The organism is Paenibacillus sp. E194, assembly GCF_000935845.1.
In the GTDB taxonomy this organism is placed as follows: Bacteria; Bacillota; Bacilli; order Paenibacillales; family Paenibacillaceae; genus Paenibacillus_B; species Paenibacillus_B alvei_B.
Map to the genome: position 1 here is coordinate 1 of NZ_JMDX01000099.1, position 20,820 is coordinate 20,820.

Consider the following 20,820-nt stretch of genomic DNA (forward strand, 5'->3'; position numbering starts at 1 on the left):
ATCGACTGTTTAAACCCAGCTTCGGCGATAAGGAGGCGGGTTTTGGGGTGCGTATAGTGCATACCTTGGTCGGAAGGGAAAATGGTGTCTTGATGAATATTGCCGTCCAGTCGTTTGAGTAAGCGAGTCATTGTCTGTTCAACCAAGGATAATTCCAATGTAGAAGAGAGATAGTGCGCCAAAATCTGCTTTGTAGCACCATCCTTCACACAAGAAAGATACGCCCACTGACCACTGCCATAGCGTATGTATGTGATGTCTGTAAGGAGGACTTTCTCTGGTTCTCCTTGATCAAACTGACGCTCTTGAAGATTAGGACATGTACGATGTTCCTGAGTCGCTTTAGCCATCTTGCGATAGGGATTAGCTTGACGGATCGTAGCTACTAACCCGAACTTACGCATGATGCGACGAATCTTTTTATGATTCATGACAATGCCATTCAATTTCTCCAACCTCATTTTGATAACCAATGCGCCTACTTTTCCGTTCAACGATTCAAAATGTTCCTTAATAAGTTGAAAGTCGGATTGATCGGCTGTCTCTCGCAGTTGACGAGCCTCCTCAGCGCTGCACCAACGGTAATAGCCGCTTGTACTTACTTCGGCAATCTGACATAGATAACGTGTTACTCGTCGTAAATCATGCTTTCGAATTGTTTGATTAATGAGTTGAAAGCGCTCGGAAGGGGGCAACTCCTTACTGTTTCTCCTTTCGAGCGCTTCTAGCTTTTTTAAAAGCTCGTTCTCCGCTTCGAGGAGTTTAATCCGAGCTTCTGCTTGTTTCAGTTTTTCTTCTACTGATGATTCCGTTTTTGATCGTCTGCCCGTACTTCCTATGCCTCTGCGCTCTTCTAGCAAGCCAGCCTCACCGTACTTAGCGTAGGTCTCCCTCCAGCGATAGAGGCTCTCTGTAGGTGTTCTCTGACCGATAAGTTCGATACTAAAGCCTGCTTTCAAGAAAATCTCCATTGGTGGCTCTCCTGCTTGGTTAGCTTGCACTGCTGCGAGCTTAAAAGCTGGAACATACGAGATGTTCCTCCCCGATACGCGGCTTACGTTCGGATTGGACTCCAACAGCCTGATCTCCGTTTCAGTAAATCCTGTTCTAGTTTTTCTCATGGTGTTCATTCCCCGTGTATTCTCGATAGTATGATTAAAACACAAAACCCGTAAGAGGTCACTTTTTTCAAGTGTCCATCTTACGGGTTACAGTTCACCCCTATCGAGTCGCTTTTTATTACTCATTTTTATCTATCATTTGTTTCATAAACTTTAACAGATCATCCTTTAGTTCAGGACGCTGTAAAGCATAGTGTAATGTAGTCTCAATGAAGCCAAGCTTCTCACCTACATCATGCCGCTGTCCTTCGAAATGATATGCCATGATGGATTCCAACGTTCCCAATGATGCAATAGCATCTGTTAGTTGAATTTCACCGTTCACACCAGCCTCTTGCTGTTCAAGTAAATCAAAGACACGTGGAGTTAATATATAGCGCCCCATTATCGCCCAATTGGAAGGAGCCACTTCTTTAGCAGGTTTTTCGACAAGGCGTTCTGCCTTCATGATTCTTTCATTGATTTTGTTGCCTGCTACAACTCCATAACGAGAAACTTCCTCCCATGGAACGGGCTGGACACCAACTACAGAAGACTCATATTCTTCATATACCTCTAGCATTTGTTTCAAGCAAGGTTTCTCCGCTTGAACGATGTCATCACCAAGTAGTACGGCAAATGGCTCATTACCAATAAATTTCCGTGCACACCAAATCGCATGTCCAAGACCACGTGGCTCTCTCTGGCGAATGTAGTGAATATTTGCCATTTCAGAAGATTTCCTTACTTCTTCTAACAACGCTAGCTTATCTTTCTCTAAAAGATTATGTTCGAGTTCATAGTAGTTATCAAAATGATCTTCAATTGCCCGTTTACCCTTACCTGTTACTATAATAATATCTTCGATACCTGAATCTACCGCTTCTTCGACGATATATTGTATTGTAGGCTTATCAACTATAGGAAGCATTTCCTTAGGCATTGCTTTCGTTGCAGGTAAGAATCGAGTTCCTAATCCTGCTGCTGGGATAATTGCTTTTCTAATCTTCATTTCTACCCTCCAATAGAATTTCATATTTACCGTATCCAATAAACATACTATTTTAGTATACATGAGTTATATCAAAAACCATAGAGATCAGAAACGTAAATGTATAATTAAAACCAATGATCTAATTAAATAATTCTAAAAGTCTTACTGCCTATCACTTTAGACTTTAGCAAGTCCAACTCAATAAAAATACGGTTAAGTTAAAATTCTGGTGCAAAAAAGACCCGAACCCAGATTTCCATGCAGTTCACTACATATTCCATCCGGGTCGAGTCCATTATTGTAACTTTACGTTATCATGTTAATAACCACTACTTACTTCACCAACTGCCCGCGCGTTACACCAAGCTGGTTCGTTGCCTTCAGCTTGCGCCATACTTCCGTGCCGCTGATTTCACCGCGAAGTGCACGGCCGTACAGGTCGATAACTTCCTGCACTTGCTCTGGCGTTTCCTCCAGGAACTCGACACGGTATGTGCCAACGCCAAGCTCCAGGAAGTTAACCAAGTACTCTGCGCCTGACTGCTCAATTGCGTTGTACACGGTATTACGGCAGCCTTCGTCTACACGAACCGGGTGGGACATGCCGATGCGGTCACGCAGCGATACACGGTGCTCCTCGCACGGACGGCCGCAGTTCGTGTAATCTGTTCCTTCGCTTAGAAATGTACAGTACACGCAATGCTCGGTATGGAACATCGGCAAATGCTGATGAATAACAATCTCCAGCATCGACGTATCTGCGTGACGCAGCATATCGACCATTTGCTGAATGTTCAAGTCATACGATGGTGTAATGCGGTCCAATCCCGCTTCCTTGAACAGCTGTACCGTCTTATGGTTCGCCACGTTCAAGGAGAAGTCCCCAATCAACTGCGGGAACGGCTCGCCTTCCGGCTTGCCTGGGCAGATGGCCAGCTGCGGATCATTTGCAGCCTGCTCCATAACCTCTTGGCTAGGCAGCCCGGATGACGCCATCTTGCTCTCCCATTCCTCCTTCTCCAACTGGTAGTAATTCAATGCACCCGTGTTACGGACGAGCACTGCATCTGGCTTCAGGTTCAAGATGTTACGATGGTATCCGTTCTCGTTCGGCATATGAATGCGCGGCGTTACCAGTGCAATCGGCTTGCCTGCTGCGCGGCATGCTTCAATAGCAGCCGGGAACTGCTTAATGAATTCAAAGTCAGCGTAGATCAACGATACGTCTGTCTTCACGGCAGCCTGTACCTGTTCCAAGTTGCGGCACATCGCTGTCAACTGAGCACCACCAAACGGTACTGGTGTTTGCTCCTTAACGGCATCTCCCATAGCCGCGATATCGTGCTTCACGTATACTGGCGGCTTTGGACGTTCTCCTGCAAGCTCCTCCACGGCATGGCGGCGAATCGCATTCAACTCGCGCATCGGAACGATAACATCACCTTCAAGCGCCGATTCCAATGCCTCAAGCTGATACACTGTACCGCCTAGACGCCCGAGCTGCTCACGCAAGAGTGCCTCGTCCATCGGTCGTTTTTGTGCAACCTCAAGCGGAAGCTCCGAATCCACTTGAACGACTGTTCCCTTTTGCACATCCGTCCACCACGTACGCAGAGGCTCGCCAGCACGACCTTCTACGCGCACATGCACAGGGAAGACACGGTATGGCTTGTCCGTCTCAAACGTGGCACGCATGCGCTTATCGAGCGCCTGGTCGCTCGTCTTCCAGATGCGATCCCCAACATGAACACGGCGCAGGTCAACATCATTGCGTCCGGGCACGATGTCCACGATCCAGCCTTCCTCCGCTTCGCCTTCCAGCTTCACGCCTTGACGACGCAAATCGTAGATGCGTCCGCCCTCTTCCTTCTTCGTCGGATCACCAGCATCGAAGCCAATGCCGTCGCCGCGCTTCAAAGGCGCTTCCAGTTTACATACGACACCGTCACGCAGCACCTGCTGCACCGTACCCACATATACACCGCGGCTCTTCGGGAACGTTCCGTCCACGAGCTGCTTGTTGTTCGTCCCTTTCAAGAAGCCGTGCGTGAAGCCACGAGAGAAGCTTTGCTGAAGCTCACGGACTTCTTCCTTCGAAGGACCTGCCCAATTGCCATCGAAATAGTCGTCGATCGCTTTGCGGTACTTGCTCACCACATTTGCCACATATTCAGGCTGCTTCATGCGCCCTTCAATTTTGAAGGACGTGACACCCGCTTCAATCAAATCTGGCACAATATCAATCGCCGCCAAATCCTTCGGCGACAGCAAATATGTCACATCGCCCATCGGCTGATGCTCCCCGTCAACCATCATGTCATACGGCAAACGGCAAGCCTGCGCGCATTCACCGCGGTTCGCCGAACGGCCGCCCCACATTTCGGACGTCAAGCATTGTCCAGAGTAGGACACACACAGCGCGCCATGCACAAACACTTCCATCGGTACGTTGGCTTTCTCGCCGATCTTCTGAATTTGCTTCAGGTTGTTCTCACGGCCAAGCACTACACGTTCCATCCCATACGGCTTCGTAAATTCAGCCGCTTCTGGCGACGTAATCGTCATTTGCGTTGAGCCATGAATCGGGAAGTCAGGCGAAATTTCGCGAATCATTTTCACCAAGCCTAAGTCCTGTACGATAACCGCGTCTACACCTGCATCGATACAAGCCTCGATAAGCCCCTTTGCATCCTCAAGCTCATTTTCAAACACCAATATATTAAACGTCAGAAATCCTTTAACCCCATAACTATGCAAAAACGCCATTATGTCCGGCAAATCATCCATCCGGAAATTGTTCGCACGCGCACGTGCATTGAACTTCTCTACTCCGAAAAAGATCGCGTCCGCGCCGTTTGCAACTGCGGCACGCATGCAATCCCAATCGCCAGCCGGCGCCAGCAGCTCAATATCTCCACGCTGTATCCCTTGCTTCATTGTCGACATGCTCATCCTCCAAGCTAATTTATCCATTGCCGCATGATGCGGTCATCTCTATCTACTTATTTAAATATGCTTCAATTAGTATAGCGATCTTTACGCCGAAACTCCAGCATAGGCTAGAACTTCCTTCTCACTATGCCGATACCTCCCCCGTAAGCTTGCCCGCGACAGAGTCGCGTAAGGACATTTCCACCTGTAACTATAACTAGCCTGCTCACAAGAGAAAAAGAAAAGCATCCCGCCATAGATTGGCTAGGATGCTGTCTACATCATGACTTCTTATTCGTCACTTGCTCCGTAAATTGAAAGGATTCCATCGTACGCTTGAAAGAGTCAAGCAGTTCTGGCGTTCGAGCCGTATCATCCACGGAGTACACGAGTGAGAACACTTTGCCTTCACGCGCAATCAACAGCAGATTCACAGTGAAGCTCAATTGACCGGCCTCGCTGAATACTTTCATCTCGACCGCATAAGCTTTATTGCCCTGAACCGTCGTCTTCTCTTGTTTCACGATCTCAACCTTGGTGTCGCCTTCCCCTTTATAGTAATCTTCCCATCTTGCAAGCGCCTCTTCTACTGTTCGCACTTGATCGACATATACGGAAAAATCACTATCCGGCCGCGAATAATAAGCAATCATGCCTTCTTCCAATTCCACATCATAATTCTCTTCTCCCCAAGCATAGAACCCGCTCGTCCACCAATCCGGTACCTGCAATGTAAATCCATAATTCGGAGCTTTACGAGGCGAGCTGACAGACCAGTCCTTGTACCAGTCTTCCCCTTTCGGGAAGTCTTCGGGACTTTCAAGATCTTTCTTTACACTTCCATCAACCTTCACGGAGGAAAACAAGCGGTTTCCAAGAGAAACACCCTCTGAAGTGTCTGGGCAATGATAGATCATCAAGTATTGCACGCCTTGATCGACAACGAGCAAATGCATGCTCACCTTCCAGTTCTTCTCGTCGACGCGGCTTTTTACTTTAATGGATTTTGCCATCTTCCCATCTGCAAGTTTTACGTCCTGCACAGGATCGACCTGCAAATACTCAGACTTGGTGGTCTTTTTCATATAAGATAAATGGTTTTGCGCATATTGGTCGATCGTCAAACCAGGTGCAGCAGTGGCAATATTGTAATTGACAGACTGCTCCCAATTTTTCGACCCATACGATTGGGTATATGTATCAGACGATGCCCACTCTACCGGCAAATCCATTGTCAGCCCTTTGCCCCACAACTCCGTATTGCGGTAGCCATCCTTCACCGAGCTGATATTAGTTGCTGCACCAGCAGAGAAGCTCGGACGGAACGTATTTATGAGCGGAACGTACTGCAGCATCTGCTTCGGTCGCTGCGCATTTGCATCAAATATACGGACGATGTATCGCTTGCCGTTGGAGCTGAACACACGCGCTAAGTACATATCCTCTTCATTGATAAAGACAGATTGTGCATAGGCAATCCCATCGACCTTACCCGTGCTTGATTCATACATTTCAGACTCATCGTCTAACTCTTCCGTCTGTAGATACTCCATTAATTGCTGTTCCGACGCTTGCCCCTTGAACGTATCTGCCCAATGTTCAAGCGGCTTTGATTCCCAATCCAACGCATTGATCGTTACATAGACATGTTCTGTTGGATCCGCAAACATAACAGCGAACTCCTCAGGGGATAAGCTTTCATGCGTCCAGTCCTTAGGGAGAACCATATTCCATTGATAGTAAGAATCTCCGACACGCTCTGCCTTTGCACTCACATCTACAGCGGCACCTGCAAGAAATCCTGCCTGTTTCCAGCGCAATAGAATTGATTTATCCTTATCCACCGAATAAGTTGCACCAAAAGCTTGTGCCACCTGCTTCAACGGCACCATCGCAGTACCGCCAGTCATTTCTGGGGCTACTGCCAGTGTGACAAGCTTGCCGTTCAGCATCGCCTGCTTCTGTCCGATTCGCATCCGAATGGAGACAGCGTCGCTTTCCAATATCACTGCATTATCCTTCTCCCACTTCAAGGCCGCATCGAACACATTCGTGAAGATACTAAGCGGCACCATCGTTGTTCCTTGACGAACATATGGCTTCACAATCGCTAACTTCTCACCATTCCATGTCGCACTTGTACTGCCCACTTTCAATCGGAGCATCTCCTGCTGCCCAGCCGCGGCAGTTGCTGCCGCAATCGGAGACGGAGACACATTCCAAGCTGCCGTACCTGAAACAACGGCTGCTATTGTCATAATCGCCACACTCTTCCGCCAATGATGGCTCGAGAACGGATGTCGAATCGTTTTCCCCATATGAAGCACTCTCCCCTTAGCTCTTCATCTATGAAATATACCCTTCAGTTTTCATGCACTTCTACTTCTACTTCTACTTCTACTTCTACTTCTACTTCTACTTCTACTTCTACGTTACTTATCAGCGTCTACTGACTTATCCTTAACAGCAGGCTTTACTGCTTCACTCAGCACTACCATCTTCGCAACAAGATTCCCCTTCGACTGCATCGTCAGCTTTACTTGCTGCCCTGGCAAAAATGACTTCAGTGCCTCATGCACATCGACAAGGGTCTTCACCGGCTTACCATTAATGGCATACAGCACATCGCCTTCCGTTATGCCTGCCTTCTTCGCCTGGGCGCTTACAACGTTCGTAACCTTGATCGGAACATCTGTCGGCAATCCCACATACGCAGCCCAGCTCTCTTCCAGTTCAACGCCAATCGAGGCCCGCTTCACCTTGCTATATTTGAAAAAGTGCTGCACAATCAAGTTTACCGTGTCAGACGGTATCGCAAATCCCATGTTCTCAATCCCTACAGCAGCGAACTTCAACGTATTGATGCCAATCACTTCACCATGCATATTCACAAGTGGCCCCCCACTATTGCCTGGGTTAATAGCCGCATCCGTCTGAATCAGCTTGTAACTTGAATCAACAGCTCTATCGATACCGCTAATAATCCCGAAAGTCGCAGAATTACGCAGGGTAAATGACACCGGTGTTCCAAGTGCAACGACCCCTTCGCCCACCTTAAGTGTTGGGTTCGGACGCACAAATGTGGCAGGCTTCATGTTTTGTGCATTGATTTTAATCAGGGCAATATCACTTTCCTCATCGGCGAACCATTTGCTGACCGGATAGGATTTCCCTTCTGGCGTTACGACTACTGGCTTCTGCAGGGCCAAAATGACATGCGCATTCGTAACAATCCATCCATCCTTGCGCACAACGACTCCCGTTCCGTGAGACAGCCAGTTGTCTGAATCATCTTCCGCATCGATCTGACGGCCAATGATCGATACAACGGATGGGCTTACCTTTTCCACAATAGTAGGAATATCATTAGGCTTGTACTGATATGTATTCGACTTGCTATCATATGTACCTTTGCCGCCGGCTACCTTCTCAAGCGCCTCCGCTTCCACATATACCTTGTCCTTCACCTTTACGGCTCGAAATGATGCCTCAGCACCTGCCGCAGTTGGCAGAATAGATGCTCCAACAAGCAAGGAAACGATAAAAAGCGCAACTCTGTTTCTTCCCATTCTTCTAGATAACTTCACTTCTGATGCATGACTTGTATGTATTCTCTTCCCTTGCCCAACCATCCGGTTGCTCCTCCTCTTGCCCCCTATGAAATCAGGGCATTCCAATCTATGCTTCCATTCTCCTCTAACCTCAGATCATATGCAAGAAAAAAAGACTCCTTGATGATATCCACCAAGGAGTCTGTCTGTAGGACATGTATGTATCGCCTTCTGTGTTATGTGAAAATCAATTGTTTAAAGGTCTGATGGCGATTACCAACCTTGCACCATTACCCAATCCGCGTATAAAAAGACAAGCAAGCTCACAACGGCGAAGCCGAGCGCAAATAGGTTGCGAGGACGCTGCTTGACTTGGCGTAGAACTGCCCAGATCAAGAGTAAAGTAAACGCAATCATAAATAAATCAAAATGCTGATAGGTGCTTTCGCTCTGTTGTGCTGCTTCGGCCAAAAACATGGTGTGACCTCCCTCTACACGTGCATTATACTCATATGCATCTATGTTATATTTACCCAGCAAAAGAATCAAGGCAAATTTTTCATATTTAACAAGATTGTCACCAATATTTCATGTTTTATCCCTTGTCACTGAAATCTCGGATGATAGATGTCATTGAATGAGAGATCAGATGGACATGTTTTCGTCACATCATCCATACCTGTGCTTTTTTCTTTACTTCGCTTATTTCTCCCTTTGCCATTCATAAGAGAAATTGAATGCATTCATTAGAAATTGTAATAGCACTTGTCTTCTCCATGCATTGTCGCCTTGCTGGAAATATGTTACGATTACTTCACCTATAAAACATACTATTTATATCGGAATAAACAAGTTAAAGGAAGTGAGGGACCTACCAATGGCTTATGATCCAATTTGGATGCAAGACCCTGCGAAGTTGAATAAGTTTGAGTTTGTCAAAATGGAGAAGGACGGTCTTGATGTCATTCGCGATATTATCGAGACGTATGCGCAGCAAGGCTATGAATCCATCCCCGAAGATGACAAAGGTCGTTTCAAGTGGGCCGGTGTCTATGAGCAGAAACCGAAGGACGGACATTTCATGATGCGCATCCGCATCAATTCCGGCATTATGTCCGCCGCGCAAGCTCGGACCCTAGCCGATATCGCTGAGCTGTACGGCCGAAGCCTGATGGACGTAACGACACGCCAAGCGATTCAGTACCACTGGCTGAGAGTCGAGGACTTCCCCGATATCTTCAATCGCCTTGAACAGGTTGGACTCTATTCTTATGAGGCTTGCGGCGACTGCCCGCGAACGATTGTCGGCAACCCGCTTGCTGGCATTGATCCCAATGAATTAATGGATACAACCGATCTCGTAAATGAAGTAAATGATTTTTTCCTCTTGAATCGAGACTTTTCCAACTTGCCGCGCAAATACAAAATGTCGATTTCCGCCAACATCTATAACAATGCGCATGCTGAAATAAATGACTTAGCCTTCACCCCTGCCGTAAAAATCCTTGATGACGAAGAAGTGATTGGCTTCCACGCCCATGTCGGAGGTGGATTGTCCGCCAAGCCGCACTTGGCGCAAAAGCTTGATATGTTCATACGCCCTGAGGAAGTGCTCAAGGTCGCCATCGGCGTAACGACACTATTCCGTGACAACGGATTCCGTGAGAAGCGCCATCATGCCCGTCTGAAGTTCCTTATCGCGGCTTGGGGTGTAGAGACTTTCCAGAATCACTTGGAGGAGCTTATTGGCAAGTTTCCTACTCGTGGTGAGGATAAAACCGTCGGCTGGCAAGCAGCTTACTTCGACGGCGTACATCCGCAGAAACAGAACGGCCTCTTCTATATTGGACTCAACGTGCCAATCGGCCGGTTAGATAGCCACGAGTTCCGCCAGCTGGCTGACGCAGCTGAACAATACGGTGACGGATTACTGCGGACAACGATGTCCCAGAACATTGTTCTAACTGGCATACCTGAATATCACATTGATGAGGTTCTTGCTCTACCCGTACTGCAGCGCATTACGCCACATCCTAAGCCATTCATGAGCCGGACGGTATCATGCACAGGCAACGAATTCTGCAACCTAGCGATCGTAGAAACGAAGGAACGTGCGAGACGCGTAGCTGACTATTTGGATGAGCATATCACCGATCTGGATGAACAAATTCGCATTCACTTCATTGGCTGTCCAAACGCCTGCGGTCAGAAGCATGTCGCTGACATCGGCTTACAAGGCTCTCTCGTGAAGACGGAGCAAGGCATGGTCGATGCTTTCGATATCGCAGTCGGCGGCATACTTGGCCCGAATGCCCGTTTTAACACAACGTTGAAAGGGCGCGTTAAGGGCGACGATGTCCCATACGTCTTAGAACAGCTCCTTCGCCTCTATAAAGAGGAGCGCAAAGCGAATGAGACATTCCATAGTTTCTTCCTCCGTGTCGGTGCAGACGCGTTCCAGCAGCGCCTGACCGAGATTCTAGCTGCTCCTATTGGCTAAGCCGAATGAGAGAGTGAATATATCCTCGTACCAGCATCCCCTGTTATGCACAAGAGACCAACCTTAGCTGAGCGCTCTGGTTGGTCTCTTCATTTCACAGCATATGATTTATTGAGTAAAGTTCTGCATTATTACTTGTCTTCGTCCAGCATGCACCATACTCTGCAATTATTATACTGCAGCCTTCGTACGATTAATCGCCTTAGCTAAACATGACTTGCCTACCATTACTCCTAACATTACTTGCGTAACATGATTCAGCCTAACATGTGATGTAAGTTGCCTTATGCCTCTTACTCGTCCTTCAGTTGAATCTCCTCGTAAGAACGAATCATTACATCTGCGGATTCAGGAGCTGTCTCGAATTGATTCGCCTCATCAATGAAGATTTGAAGACTTGAGCCAGCAGCGTGTCCCATTTCCATATCCCCAACCGAATCGCCGATCACAGCTATCTCATGTGGTTCCAGACCGATCTCTCGGCAGGCCAGCTCCACCATGTCCGGATAAGGCTTCCCTTGAGCTACACAATCATCGCCAACGACCGCATCGAAATAATGGCGGATTCCCATCTTCTCCAAATGCTGCTCAGATGGCCCCTTATCATCTGCTGTTACAACCGCCATCTTAAGCCCATGCTGACGGCAGAGTTCCAGAAACGGTACAACGCCTGTTACCGGAATAATATTAGCATGCTCTAGCAATTGCTCATTCGCCTGCTCAAACACCGCTGTTACCCGCTGCACCGCACGGTTCCACGGCACTCCTTCTTTATAGAGCAAATAAGTCGCGATCGAAATCATCTGCGTCGGAGAACCCATCGCCAGTGGCCCTTGCCGATCATGCGAACGTATCGTTCCATCCGGCTCGATGTGAACGCCTAAAATATATCCCGGATCTTCCGGCAAAGAGCCGCCCTCTTGCTTAAGCTCCTGTTCCAATCTCTTCATTACCGTCTCCGCCCACCAGCCCCACAGGCTAATGAACTGCAACAGCGTTCCATCCTTGTCGAACAAAATACCACGCACCTTCGTGCTGCAAGAACCTACTTGAAGCTGTACCATCTGCACCATCCTCTGCGAATCATTATCGTTGCCCTACCTATTCGGCACACATAGCTCGGTCTCCTGCTGCGTTCCCTAACTGCTTCAACATTTCTGCCATATGGGATCGGGATGTTAAATGGCAATTCCAGTTGGCACACATCCAAAACACATTTAATAACACATTCAAAAAACAAACTGCACAAAAAGGCACGGCCAGCTGTTAAAAGCCGTACCGTGCCTGTATCGTACATCAATGAAACGATGCTGATTCTACACTTGTTGTGCTTCCCGATCCTTCTTCGCTAATTGCTTCGTACGCTCTGCATCGCGCTCCAAGATCGGCTTCAAGTACTTGCCTGTATAAGACGCAGGTACCGTTACGACTTGCTCCGGCGTTCCGTGCGCAACGATTGTTCCGCCTCCGCTGCCGCCTTCTGGACCCAAGTCAATAATATAGTCTGCTGTCTTAATGACATCTAGATTGTGCTCGATAACGAGCACCGATTCACCGGAATCGACAAGTCGGTGCAGCACATGTAGCAAGCGATCAATATCCGCAACGTGGAGACCTGTAGTCGGCTCATCCAGAATGTAAATCGTCTTGCCTGTGCTGCGGCGATAAAGCTCAGCTGCCAGCTTCACGCGCTGCGCCTCTCCGCCAGACAATGTTGTCGCAGGCTGCCCGAGCTTCATGTAGCCAAGGCCCACATCAAGCAATGTCTGAATCTTGCGATGGATACGAGGAACGTTCTGGAAGAACTCCACTGCATCCTCGATCGTCATTGCCAGCACATCCGCGATGTTTTTCCCTTTATATTTCACTTCCAGCGTCTCACGATTGTAGCGCTTGCCCTTACATACCTCACAAGGTACATACACGTCAGGCAGGAAGTGCATCTCAATCTTAATAATCCCGTCTCCACGACATGCTTCACAGCGTCCGCCCTTTACGTTGAAGCTGAAGCGCCCCTTCTTGTAGCCGCGGATCTTCGCTTCGTTCGTTGAAGAGAACAGGTCACGGATATCATCGAATACCCCTGTATACGTGGCTGGATTCGAACGTGGCGTCCGCCCAATTGGGGATTGATCGATATCAATGACTTTATCGATATGCTCAAGTCCTCGAATTTCCTTGTGCTCACCGGGGCGCACCTTCGCCTTGTTCAAATCTCGTGCCAGCGTTTTGTACAAGATCTCGTTGACGAGTGTCGACTTGCCTGAGCCAGATACGCCGGTTACTGCGGTGAAGACGCCCAGTGGAATCTTCGCATGAACGCCTCGCAAATTGTTCTCCTTCGCACCACGAACCTCCAGCCAGCGTCCATCCGTCTTACGGCGTTCCTCAGGTACGGGAATAAACTTGCGACCGCTCAAATAAGCCCCGGTAAGTGAGTTCTTATCCTTCATGATCTGCTTCGGCGTGCCTTCAGCTACAACCATACCGCCGTGGATACCAGCGCCAGGACCGATATCGATAATATAATCGGCTGCAAGCATCGTATCCTCGTCATGTTCAACGACGATAAGCGTATTCCCGAGGTTGCGCATATGCTCCAGCGTCTGGATTAAGCGATCATTATCTCGCTGATGCAGACCGATACTAGGCTCGTCCAAAATGTACAGAACCCCCATCAAGCTAGAGCCAATCTGCGTCGCTAAACGAATGCGCTGCGCCTCTCCGCCAGATAGCGTTCCCGCTGCACGGCTCAAGGTCAAATACTCAAGCCCGACGTTCACGAGGAAGCCGAGACGTGAATTAATCTCCTTCAGAATGAGATGCGCAATCAACTGCTCCTTCTCTGATAGCTCTAAGCCGCTAAAGAAACGCTGCGCTTCTCCGATAGAGAGCGAGGTGACATAGGCCATGTTCTCACTGCCTACCGTAACTGCTAGGCTTTCCTTGCGCAGACGATGCCCTTTGCAGGAACCACATGGCTTCGCACTCATGAACCCTTCAATATATTCACGGATACCCTCGGATGCCGTCTCACGGTAACGGCGCTCCAGATTATGAACGATACCTTCAAACGGCACAAAGGCTTCCTTCTTATGACCGAAATCATTCTCATATCGGAAGCGAACCTTTTCACCGCCCGTACCATTCATCAATTTGGACATCTGTTCCTTGTCTAATTGTGATACCGGAACATCCGTAGAAATTCCATAATGCTCACATACCGCAGCCAAGAACTGCGGATAGTAGTTCGACGTGCTGCCTGCCCATGCTTCAAAAGCGCCATCCTCAATCGTGCGCTCACGATCCGGCACCAGCAGTTCAGGATCGACAATCATCTTCATACCGAGTCCATCACATTCCGGACAAGCACCAAATGGACTATTGAAGGAGAACATGCGGGGAGCAAGCTCATCGATACTGAAGCCGCATTCTGGACAAGCCAGATTGGAGCTGAACACCAACTCTTCCTCGCCGATAATATCCACAATCAGCTTGCCGTCTGACAGCTTCAACGCTGTCTCAATCGAATCGGCAAGACGTGATTGCACATCTTCCTTCACGACAATTCGGTCTACAACAACCTCGATATTGTGCTTGCGATTCTTCTCCAGCTCAATCGTATCGGACACATCACGCAATTCTCCATCCACACGAACCCGCACGAAGCCTTGCTTTTGAATATCTGCAAATACCGTCTTATGCTCTCCTTTACGTCCAGAAATGACCGGGGCTAGCAATTGCAGTTTCGTACGTTCTGGGTACGACATGATACGATCCACCATCTGTTCCACGGTTTGCGACGTAATCTCTATTCCGTGCTCTGGACAATGTGGATGGCCGACACGTGCGAACAATAGTCGCAAATAGTCGTAGATTTCCGTAACCGTACCCACCGTTGAACGCGGATTGCGGCTTGTCGTCTTCTGATCGATTGAGATGGCTGGAGACAGCCCGTCGATGGAATCGACGTCCGGCTTCTCCATTTGCCCGAGAAATTGACGCGCATAAGCGGATAGGGACTCCACATACCGGCGCTGCCCTTCGGCATAAATCGTGTCGAAGGCTAATGACGATTTGCCCGAGCCGCTAAGACCCGTAAGTACAACGAACTTGTCGCGCGGGATCGTCACATCGATATTTTTCAAGTTGTGGGCACGCGCCCCTTTAATCACAATATGTTCACTAGCCAATGGATTACCCCTCCTGGTCGTTCAGGTTCACTCGAACCACGTACGGCACCTAAAATTACTGCTCTATGTTAGTCCATCGCCTTCAATTCCAACAAAGCATCACGCAGTTCGGCTGCTCGTTCGAATTGGAGGTTCTTCGCGGCATCTTTCATTTCCGCTTCCAATCGCTGAATGACCGAATGACGATCCTTCTTTGACATCTTCTCGACGGACTTGCTGATATCGTACCCTTCCTTCGACTCCGCTGTCTTCGTCGCCTCGATCACATCGCGCACTTTCTTGCGGATTGTCTGTGGCGTAATGCCATGTTCCTCATTGAATGCGATCTGAATCTTGCGGCGCCGTTCTGTTTCCGTGATGGCTTTATTCATCGAATCCGTCATTTTATCCCCGTACATGATGACGCGTCCCGATGCATTCCGCGCCGCACGCCCAATCGTCTGAATGAGGGAGCGTTCTGCGCGAAGGAAGCCTTCTTTATCTGCATCCAAAATCGCAACCAGCGATACTTCCGGCAAGTCGAGCCCTTCACGCAGCAAGTTGATGCCGATAAGCACATCGTACACGCCTAGCCGCAAATCACGCAGCAGCATCATCCGTTCCAAGGTTTTAATATCAGAATGCAAGTAGCGAACCTTAATGCCAATTTCCTTCAAATAATCCGTTAAGTCCTCAGACATCTTCTTCGTTAATGTCGTCACAAGGACACGCTCGTCCTTATCCAAGCGAATACGAATTTCTTCAATTAAGTCGTCAATTTGTCCCTTCGTAGGCCGTACTTCAATAATCGGATCCAGAAGCCCTGTCGGACGAATAATTTGCTCTACCATCTTCGGACAATGCTCGAGCTCGAACGGCCCCGGTGTCGCTGATACGAATACAGCCTGACCTACCTTCTGCTCGAATTCCTCAAACTTGAGCGGTCGATTATCCATCGCCGACGGCAAGCGGAATCCATGATCAACAAGCACTTCCTTCCGCGCTCTGTCACCGTTGTACATCGCACGTACCTGTGGGAGAGAAACATGAGACTCATCGACCACGACAAGGAAGTCGTCAGGGAAATAGTCAAGCAATGTATACGGCGTTGCACCCCGTTCGCGGAATGTGAGCGGTCCGGAGTAGTTCTCGATCCCCGAACAGAAGCCCATCTCCTGCATCATTTCGATATCATAGCGAGTACGCTGCTCCAAACGCTGTGCTTCTAACAGCTTGCCCATACTGCGCAGTTCTTCTAACCGTTCTTCCAATTCACGCTCTATATTGACGAGAGCCACCTTCATTGTCTCTTCTCGTGTTACGAAGTGAGACGCCGGAAAGATTGCGATATGTTCTCGTTCACCAATAATTTCACCAGTCAGCACATCTATTTCAGTAATTCGCTCAATCTCATCACCGAACAGCTCCACACGAACTGCGTTCTCACCGTTCGAGGCAGGGAAGATTTCAACTACATCGCCCCGCACCCGGAACGTGCCGCGTGTGAAGTTCATATCATTGCGTTGGTACTGAATATCGACTAGTTTGCTAAGAATCACGTTCCGTGGCTTCTCCATCCCCACCCGAAGCGACAATACAAGGTTTCCGTATTCCATCGGGGAGCCTAGACCATAGATACACGATACACTCGCTACAATAATAACATCACGGCGTTCGAACAAGGAACTGGTAGCTGAGTGACGAAGTTTGTCGATCTCTTCATTGATACTAGAATCCTTCTCAATGTACGTATCAGAAGAAGGAATATAGGCTTCAGGCTGATAGTAATCGTAGTAGCTGACGAAATAAGACACAGCATTGTTCGGGAAGAACTCCTTGAATTCACTGCATAGTTGTGCAGCGAGTGTCTTATTGTGTGCAATAATTAGTGTAGGACGATTCAACCGAGCAATTGTCTGGGCGATTGTGAAGGTCTTCCCTGTTCCTGTCGCTCCGAGCAGCGTCTGATACCGTTTCCCTTGATTGATGCCTTCAACCAATTGTTCAATCGCCTTAGGCTGATCCCCTTGAGGAGAGAATTCGGATACTAGCTCAAAAGGTCTGTCTTCCCTTTCAAAGTCCGTCACAACCTCACCACTTTCTACTTAATATCATGTATATCTTATATGATGAACTGTATCTGTCCAGAGCTCGGAACTGCATCAAGCAGCCGTACTCCGACCCGTACAGCAAAACGCTTCTGTAATGAAAATAAATTCCTGCCTCATTTTCTGTTTATAGGCATTTCATCCTGCTTATTCGCGCAAAAAGCGCCCGTTCTGGGACACTCTAGGACTCTTGACTCAAAACTTTGGTACAGCCCCGCAAGCGCCCTCTCCCCCTAAACTTTACCCAATTTCCACCCGATAAACATATCAGGTACAGCATGGCGGAAGAATGGGTTCGCTCAGGTCTGTTGCCATGATATAGTATGGATGCTGAAATCGTTGCAAAGAAGGATCCCGCATGAGGCGGACATCATCTTTACATATGGAAAATAAGAATGTTTGTTCCCTTTTCCATTATACTCTTTTCATCGATTGGATGCAAATGGGAAACACTGAACGGGAGAGAGGATTATTTATGGACAAAACAACTGTAATTGGCATTCTTGCCGGCTTAGCTGCACTCATCGGTGGCTTCCTGTGGGAAGGTGGACAGATGGGTGGCCTATGGGAGAAAACAGCTGCACTCATCGTCTTCGGCGGAACGATTGCCGCTGTCGTCATCAGCTTCCCAGGCAGTCGGCTGCGCAGTATCCCGAACGCACTTAAGATGGCATTCGGCCGCAAATCAACAAATGCACAGCAATTAATCGACGACATCGTCGCCATGAGTACTGTCGCTCGCAGAGAGGGTGTCCTCGCCCTAGAGAATCAGGCCCACACTCATGAGAACGGATATTTGCGTGATGGCATCATGATGATTGTAGACGGAACTGATCCCGAGCTCGTGAAACAGATGATGGAGCTGGAGATGGATGCCATCGAAGAAAAGCATGAAGGCTATGCAAAAATATTCGAAGCAGCTGGCGGTTATGCGCCAACAATGGGGATTATCGGTACCGTTATGGGTCTAATTCACGTCCTCGGCAATTTGTCAGATCCGGCTTCGCTCGGACCATCAATTGCCGTTGCCTTCACAGCCACCCTATACGGAGTTGCAACCGCGAATATCATTTACTTGCCGATTGGAAGTAAAATTAAAGCGCGCAGCATGGAAGAATTACGTGTCATGGAAATGATCGAATACGGAATCTTAGCGGTACAAGCCGGCGAGAACCCGCAAATTATTCGTAAAAAACTCGGCTCATTCCTGCTCGCCGAAGACTCCTTCGAACCGCTCAAGTTGGTTCCAGAAGCAAAGCGGGGGATGATTCATGAGACGCAGAAATAGAAAATCAGGAGCACGCGCTGAGAATCACGAGCGCTGGCTCATTACGTACGCGGATCTCATTACCCTGCTCATGATCTTCTTCGTCGTCATGTATGCCATGAGTAAGATTGATGTGGATAAATATGAGTCTCTGTCTGAAACGCTGCAGGTATCCTTCCGCAATACGGATACGTCCTTAAAGGGCTCCACTATTCTGGATGGGTCCTATGCGAAGCCAGGACAAACAGGTGACAAACAAACCAAGCAAGACGGCACCGACGGCAAGGACAAAGAAGAAAAAGCCGTTGCAATAGGTACAATTACGAACAAGGATCTGGCCTTCCGCAAGCAAGAGGCGGAGCTGAAAAACTTCATGGGTGTCATCCAACAATATATCGATGAGAACAAACTAGGCAGCCAAATTACCGTATCTGATACGCCAAAAGGAATCGCCATCCGAATGAGCGATCGACTGCTGTTCGATTTGAGTCGTGCAGAATTGAAGGAAAATGCATTCCCTCCACTGAAGAAGCTTGCCACCTTACTTCCGAAGCTGAGTACATCCATCAGCATTGAGGGACATACGGACAACTTACCGTTCGCCCAAGGCGGCCGCTATAAGGATAACTGGGAGCTATCCGCTGCACGAGCCCTATCCGTTCTTCGTTACTTCGTAGATGATAACAAGCTCGATGCCGCACAATTCCAAATTGCTGGCTATGGCGAAACTCGTCCACTTGTGGATAACGACACAGAACAACATCGTCAACAAAATCGACGCGTAGAAATCATTGTTCTGCGCAAAATGGTGCAATAAATGTTCGGCAGCCGACTCAAGCTATGGTTATCCAACAGTTATTCACAGGATAAACAGTACTTATCCACGTTATTCACCGACTTATCTACAGAATGTTAACAACTTGTCGACAAAATCATATATTTCAATCCTATTATCCACAATCCACAAAGATTAGATATATGAGTTCAAAAAAAAGGGATTAATCAGAGTCTGATTAATCCCTTTTTGTTATATGCTTAATCTCGATTCTCGTGTACAAATCCCACTCAGTTCGCTGTATATCCCCAAGAACAATTGAGTAGATTAGATTCCCGAAAATTATTATCTTTACTATGCCCGATTATCCACATCTGCAGGCATTGATGCATTCGACGTCTTCGCAGCCTCACCCATGTTGTCTGCAGACTGCACATCGCTCTCTGCTTGCTCGCGCAGCTTACGCTTCGCTCCACGCTTGGAACGAGTCCAAGGCACTAACAAGTATGAAAATAAGGACGGAGCCCGTGTAACTGCTACATATTCAACCCGATCATCAGGAGCAAGCAATACGCCCAACTGATGGTGATCACCAGCATAAATAGCCCGTTGCAAGAAACGAACCTCACCTGATAAGTTGTTCACTTCCAGCTTACAGAACGCAGAATTCATACGGAGTGCCTGATGCAGCTCCTCCTTCGTCCTTACCTTTACACCGTTCACCTTTACAATCACTTCACCTTGCATAATACCAAGCTCCGCTGCCGGACTATTCGGCAGGACAGCCAAAATGCGAAGTCCTCCAGCATCTTGGGTGAACACCGGACTATGTTCCGCTTCTTCTCTGCGACTCAACCAGATTAAGCCCTCATGCATGCCGATCGCTGCAATTGCGGCCACAGGCACAAGCGGCACCCACCAAGCAGCAGCTAATGAAATCGCAAGCAGCAATGACGCATACGCGAACAAACGCGTACTGCTTAGCGCTGCTTTCTGCTGTGGAAGCTTCGTAAACGTCAGCTCGGAGAAGCCAATCACGATCGGAAACGCAATGAGTGACCAACCATGCTGCCACAGTTCTCCACCGAACAACGGCGTCCAAGGTAAAGCTGCTCCCTCACCCGCTGGAAAGAGTAGAAGAAGCGGAACTGGCCACATGCTCTGCATGCGATAGGCACCGACGACGCGTCCACGCTTGCTCTCCATGAACATCGGCCCAGCCATACGCGCTGCCTGCTTGCGAATAAGGACAGCTTCAGCCGCATGCAGAAGTGCGACAAGCACCAGCAACCCAGCAGCGTCCATCCCACGCACTGAAGCAACCGTACCCCCTAGCCAGCCATCTGGATTCCATGTTGTCACCCATGTATTTAGTACAAATTGTATAATGGCAAGCAAGCCTCCCGCATAAGCAAGGCACAC

The 20,820-nt window shown here is 48.5% G+C and carries 13 protein-coding genes; 3 read left to right on the forward strand and 10 right to left on the reverse strand.

All coding sequences use genetic code 11. The annotated features are described in order from the left end of the window. The 6 genes from AZ66_RS15055 to AZ66_RS15080 form a co-directional block, all read right to left on the reverse strand. The coding region (locus tag AZ66_RS15055) for an IS3 family transposase (protein ID WP_044355587.1) at positions 1-1,121 on the reverse strand (1,121 nt) is incomplete at its 3' end. Between the two features lie 118 nt (positions 1,122-1,239). Continuing rightward, a complete protein-coding gene (gene galU, locus AZ66_RS15060; RefSeq protein ID WP_044355579.1) occupies positions 1,240-2,112 on the reverse strand; it encodes a UTP--glucose-1-phosphate uridylyltransferase GalU in 873 nt (290 codons plus the stop codon). Positions 2,113-2,427: 315 nt separating this feature from the next. Continuing rightward, a complete protein-coding gene (locus AZ66_RS15065; RefSeq protein ID WP_044355580.1) occupies positions 2,428-5,040 on the reverse strand; it encodes a U32 family peptidase in 2,613 nt (870 codons plus the stop codon). Between the two features lie 266 nt (positions 5,041-5,306). Further along, the gene (locus tag AZ66_RS15070; RefSeq protein ID WP_044355581.1) at positions 5,307-7,343 is read right to left on the reverse strand and encodes a copper amine oxidase N-terminal domain-containing protein; all 2,037 of its coding nucleotides are present in this window, start codon (positions 7,341-7,343) and stop codon (positions 5,307-5,309) included. A gap of 114 nt (positions 7,344-7,457) precedes the next feature. After that, positions 7,458-8,657, reverse strand: coding sequence for a S1C family serine protease (locus tag AZ66_RS15075; RefSeq protein ID WP_231586885.1), 1,200 nt, complete (start codon positions 8,655-8,657; stop codon positions 7,458-7,460). 192 nt (positions 8,658-8,849) lie between these two features. Next, entirely contained in the window at positions 8,850-9,053 is a 204-nt protein-coding gene (locus AZ66_RS15080) for a DUF2759 family protein (RefSeq protein WP_021257086.1), read from the reverse strand. Positions 9,054-9,453: 400 nt separating this feature from the next. Here AZ66_RS15080 and AZ66_RS15085 point away from each other — a divergent pair, with 400 nt between their 5' ends. Continuing rightward, positions 9,454-11,076: a nitrite/sulfite reductase gene (locus tag AZ66_RS15085; protein WP_044355582.1), complete on the forward strand. Its 1,623-nt coding sequence runs from the start codon at positions 9,454-9,456 to the stop codon at positions 11,074-11,076. Positions 11,077-11,369: 293 nt separating this feature from the next. Here the strand turns inward: AZ66_RS15085 and AZ66_RS15090 are convergent, their stop codons facing one another. The 3 genes from AZ66_RS15090 to uvrB all read right to left on the reverse strand — a co-directional run bounded on the left by AZ66_RS15090 (position 11,370) and on the right by uvrB (position 17,335). Beyond that, positions 11,370-12,140: an HAD family hydrolase gene (locus AZ66_RS15090; protein ID WP_044355583.1), complete on the reverse strand. Its 771-nt coding sequence runs from the start codon at positions 12,138-12,140 to the stop codon at positions 11,370-11,372. A 252-nt stretch (positions 12,141-12,392) separates the two neighbouring features. Then, positions 12,393-15,269 (reverse strand): excinuclease ABC subunit UvrA, encoded by a 2,877-nt coding sequence (gene uvrA, locus AZ66_RS15095; RefSeq protein ID WP_044355584.1) that lies wholly within the window; start codon positions 15,267-15,269, stop codon positions 12,393-12,395. Positions 15,270-15,337: 68 nt separating this feature from the next. Then, entirely contained in the window at positions 15,338-17,335 is a 1,998-nt protein-coding gene (uvrB, locus tag AZ66_RS15100; RefSeq protein WP_044355585.1) for an excinuclease ABC subunit UvrB, read from the reverse strand. Positions 17,336-17,831: 496 nt separating this feature from the next. On the opposite strand from uvrB, the gene AZ66_RS15105 reads away from it, so the two are divergent. After that, positions 17,832-18,644, forward strand: a complete 813-nt coding sequence (locus AZ66_RS15105; RefSeq protein ID WP_021258831.1) for a flagellar motor protein — start codon at positions 17,832-17,834, stop codon at positions 18,642-18,644. Then, entirely contained in the window at positions 18,628-19,440 is an 813-nt protein-coding gene (locus tag AZ66_RS15110) for an OmpA/MotB family protein (RefSeq protein ID WP_021258832.1), read from the forward strand. Before AZ66_RS15105 ends, AZ66_RS15110 begins: the two co-directional genes overlap by 17 nt. Positions 19,441-19,752: 312 nt before the next feature. Here the strand turns inward: AZ66_RS15110 and AZ66_RS15115 are convergent. After that, a partial coding sequence (locus tag AZ66_RS15115) for a PDZ domain-containing protein (RefSeq protein WP_044355586.1) occupies positions 19,753-20,820 on the reverse strand: 1,068 nt, incomplete at its 5' end.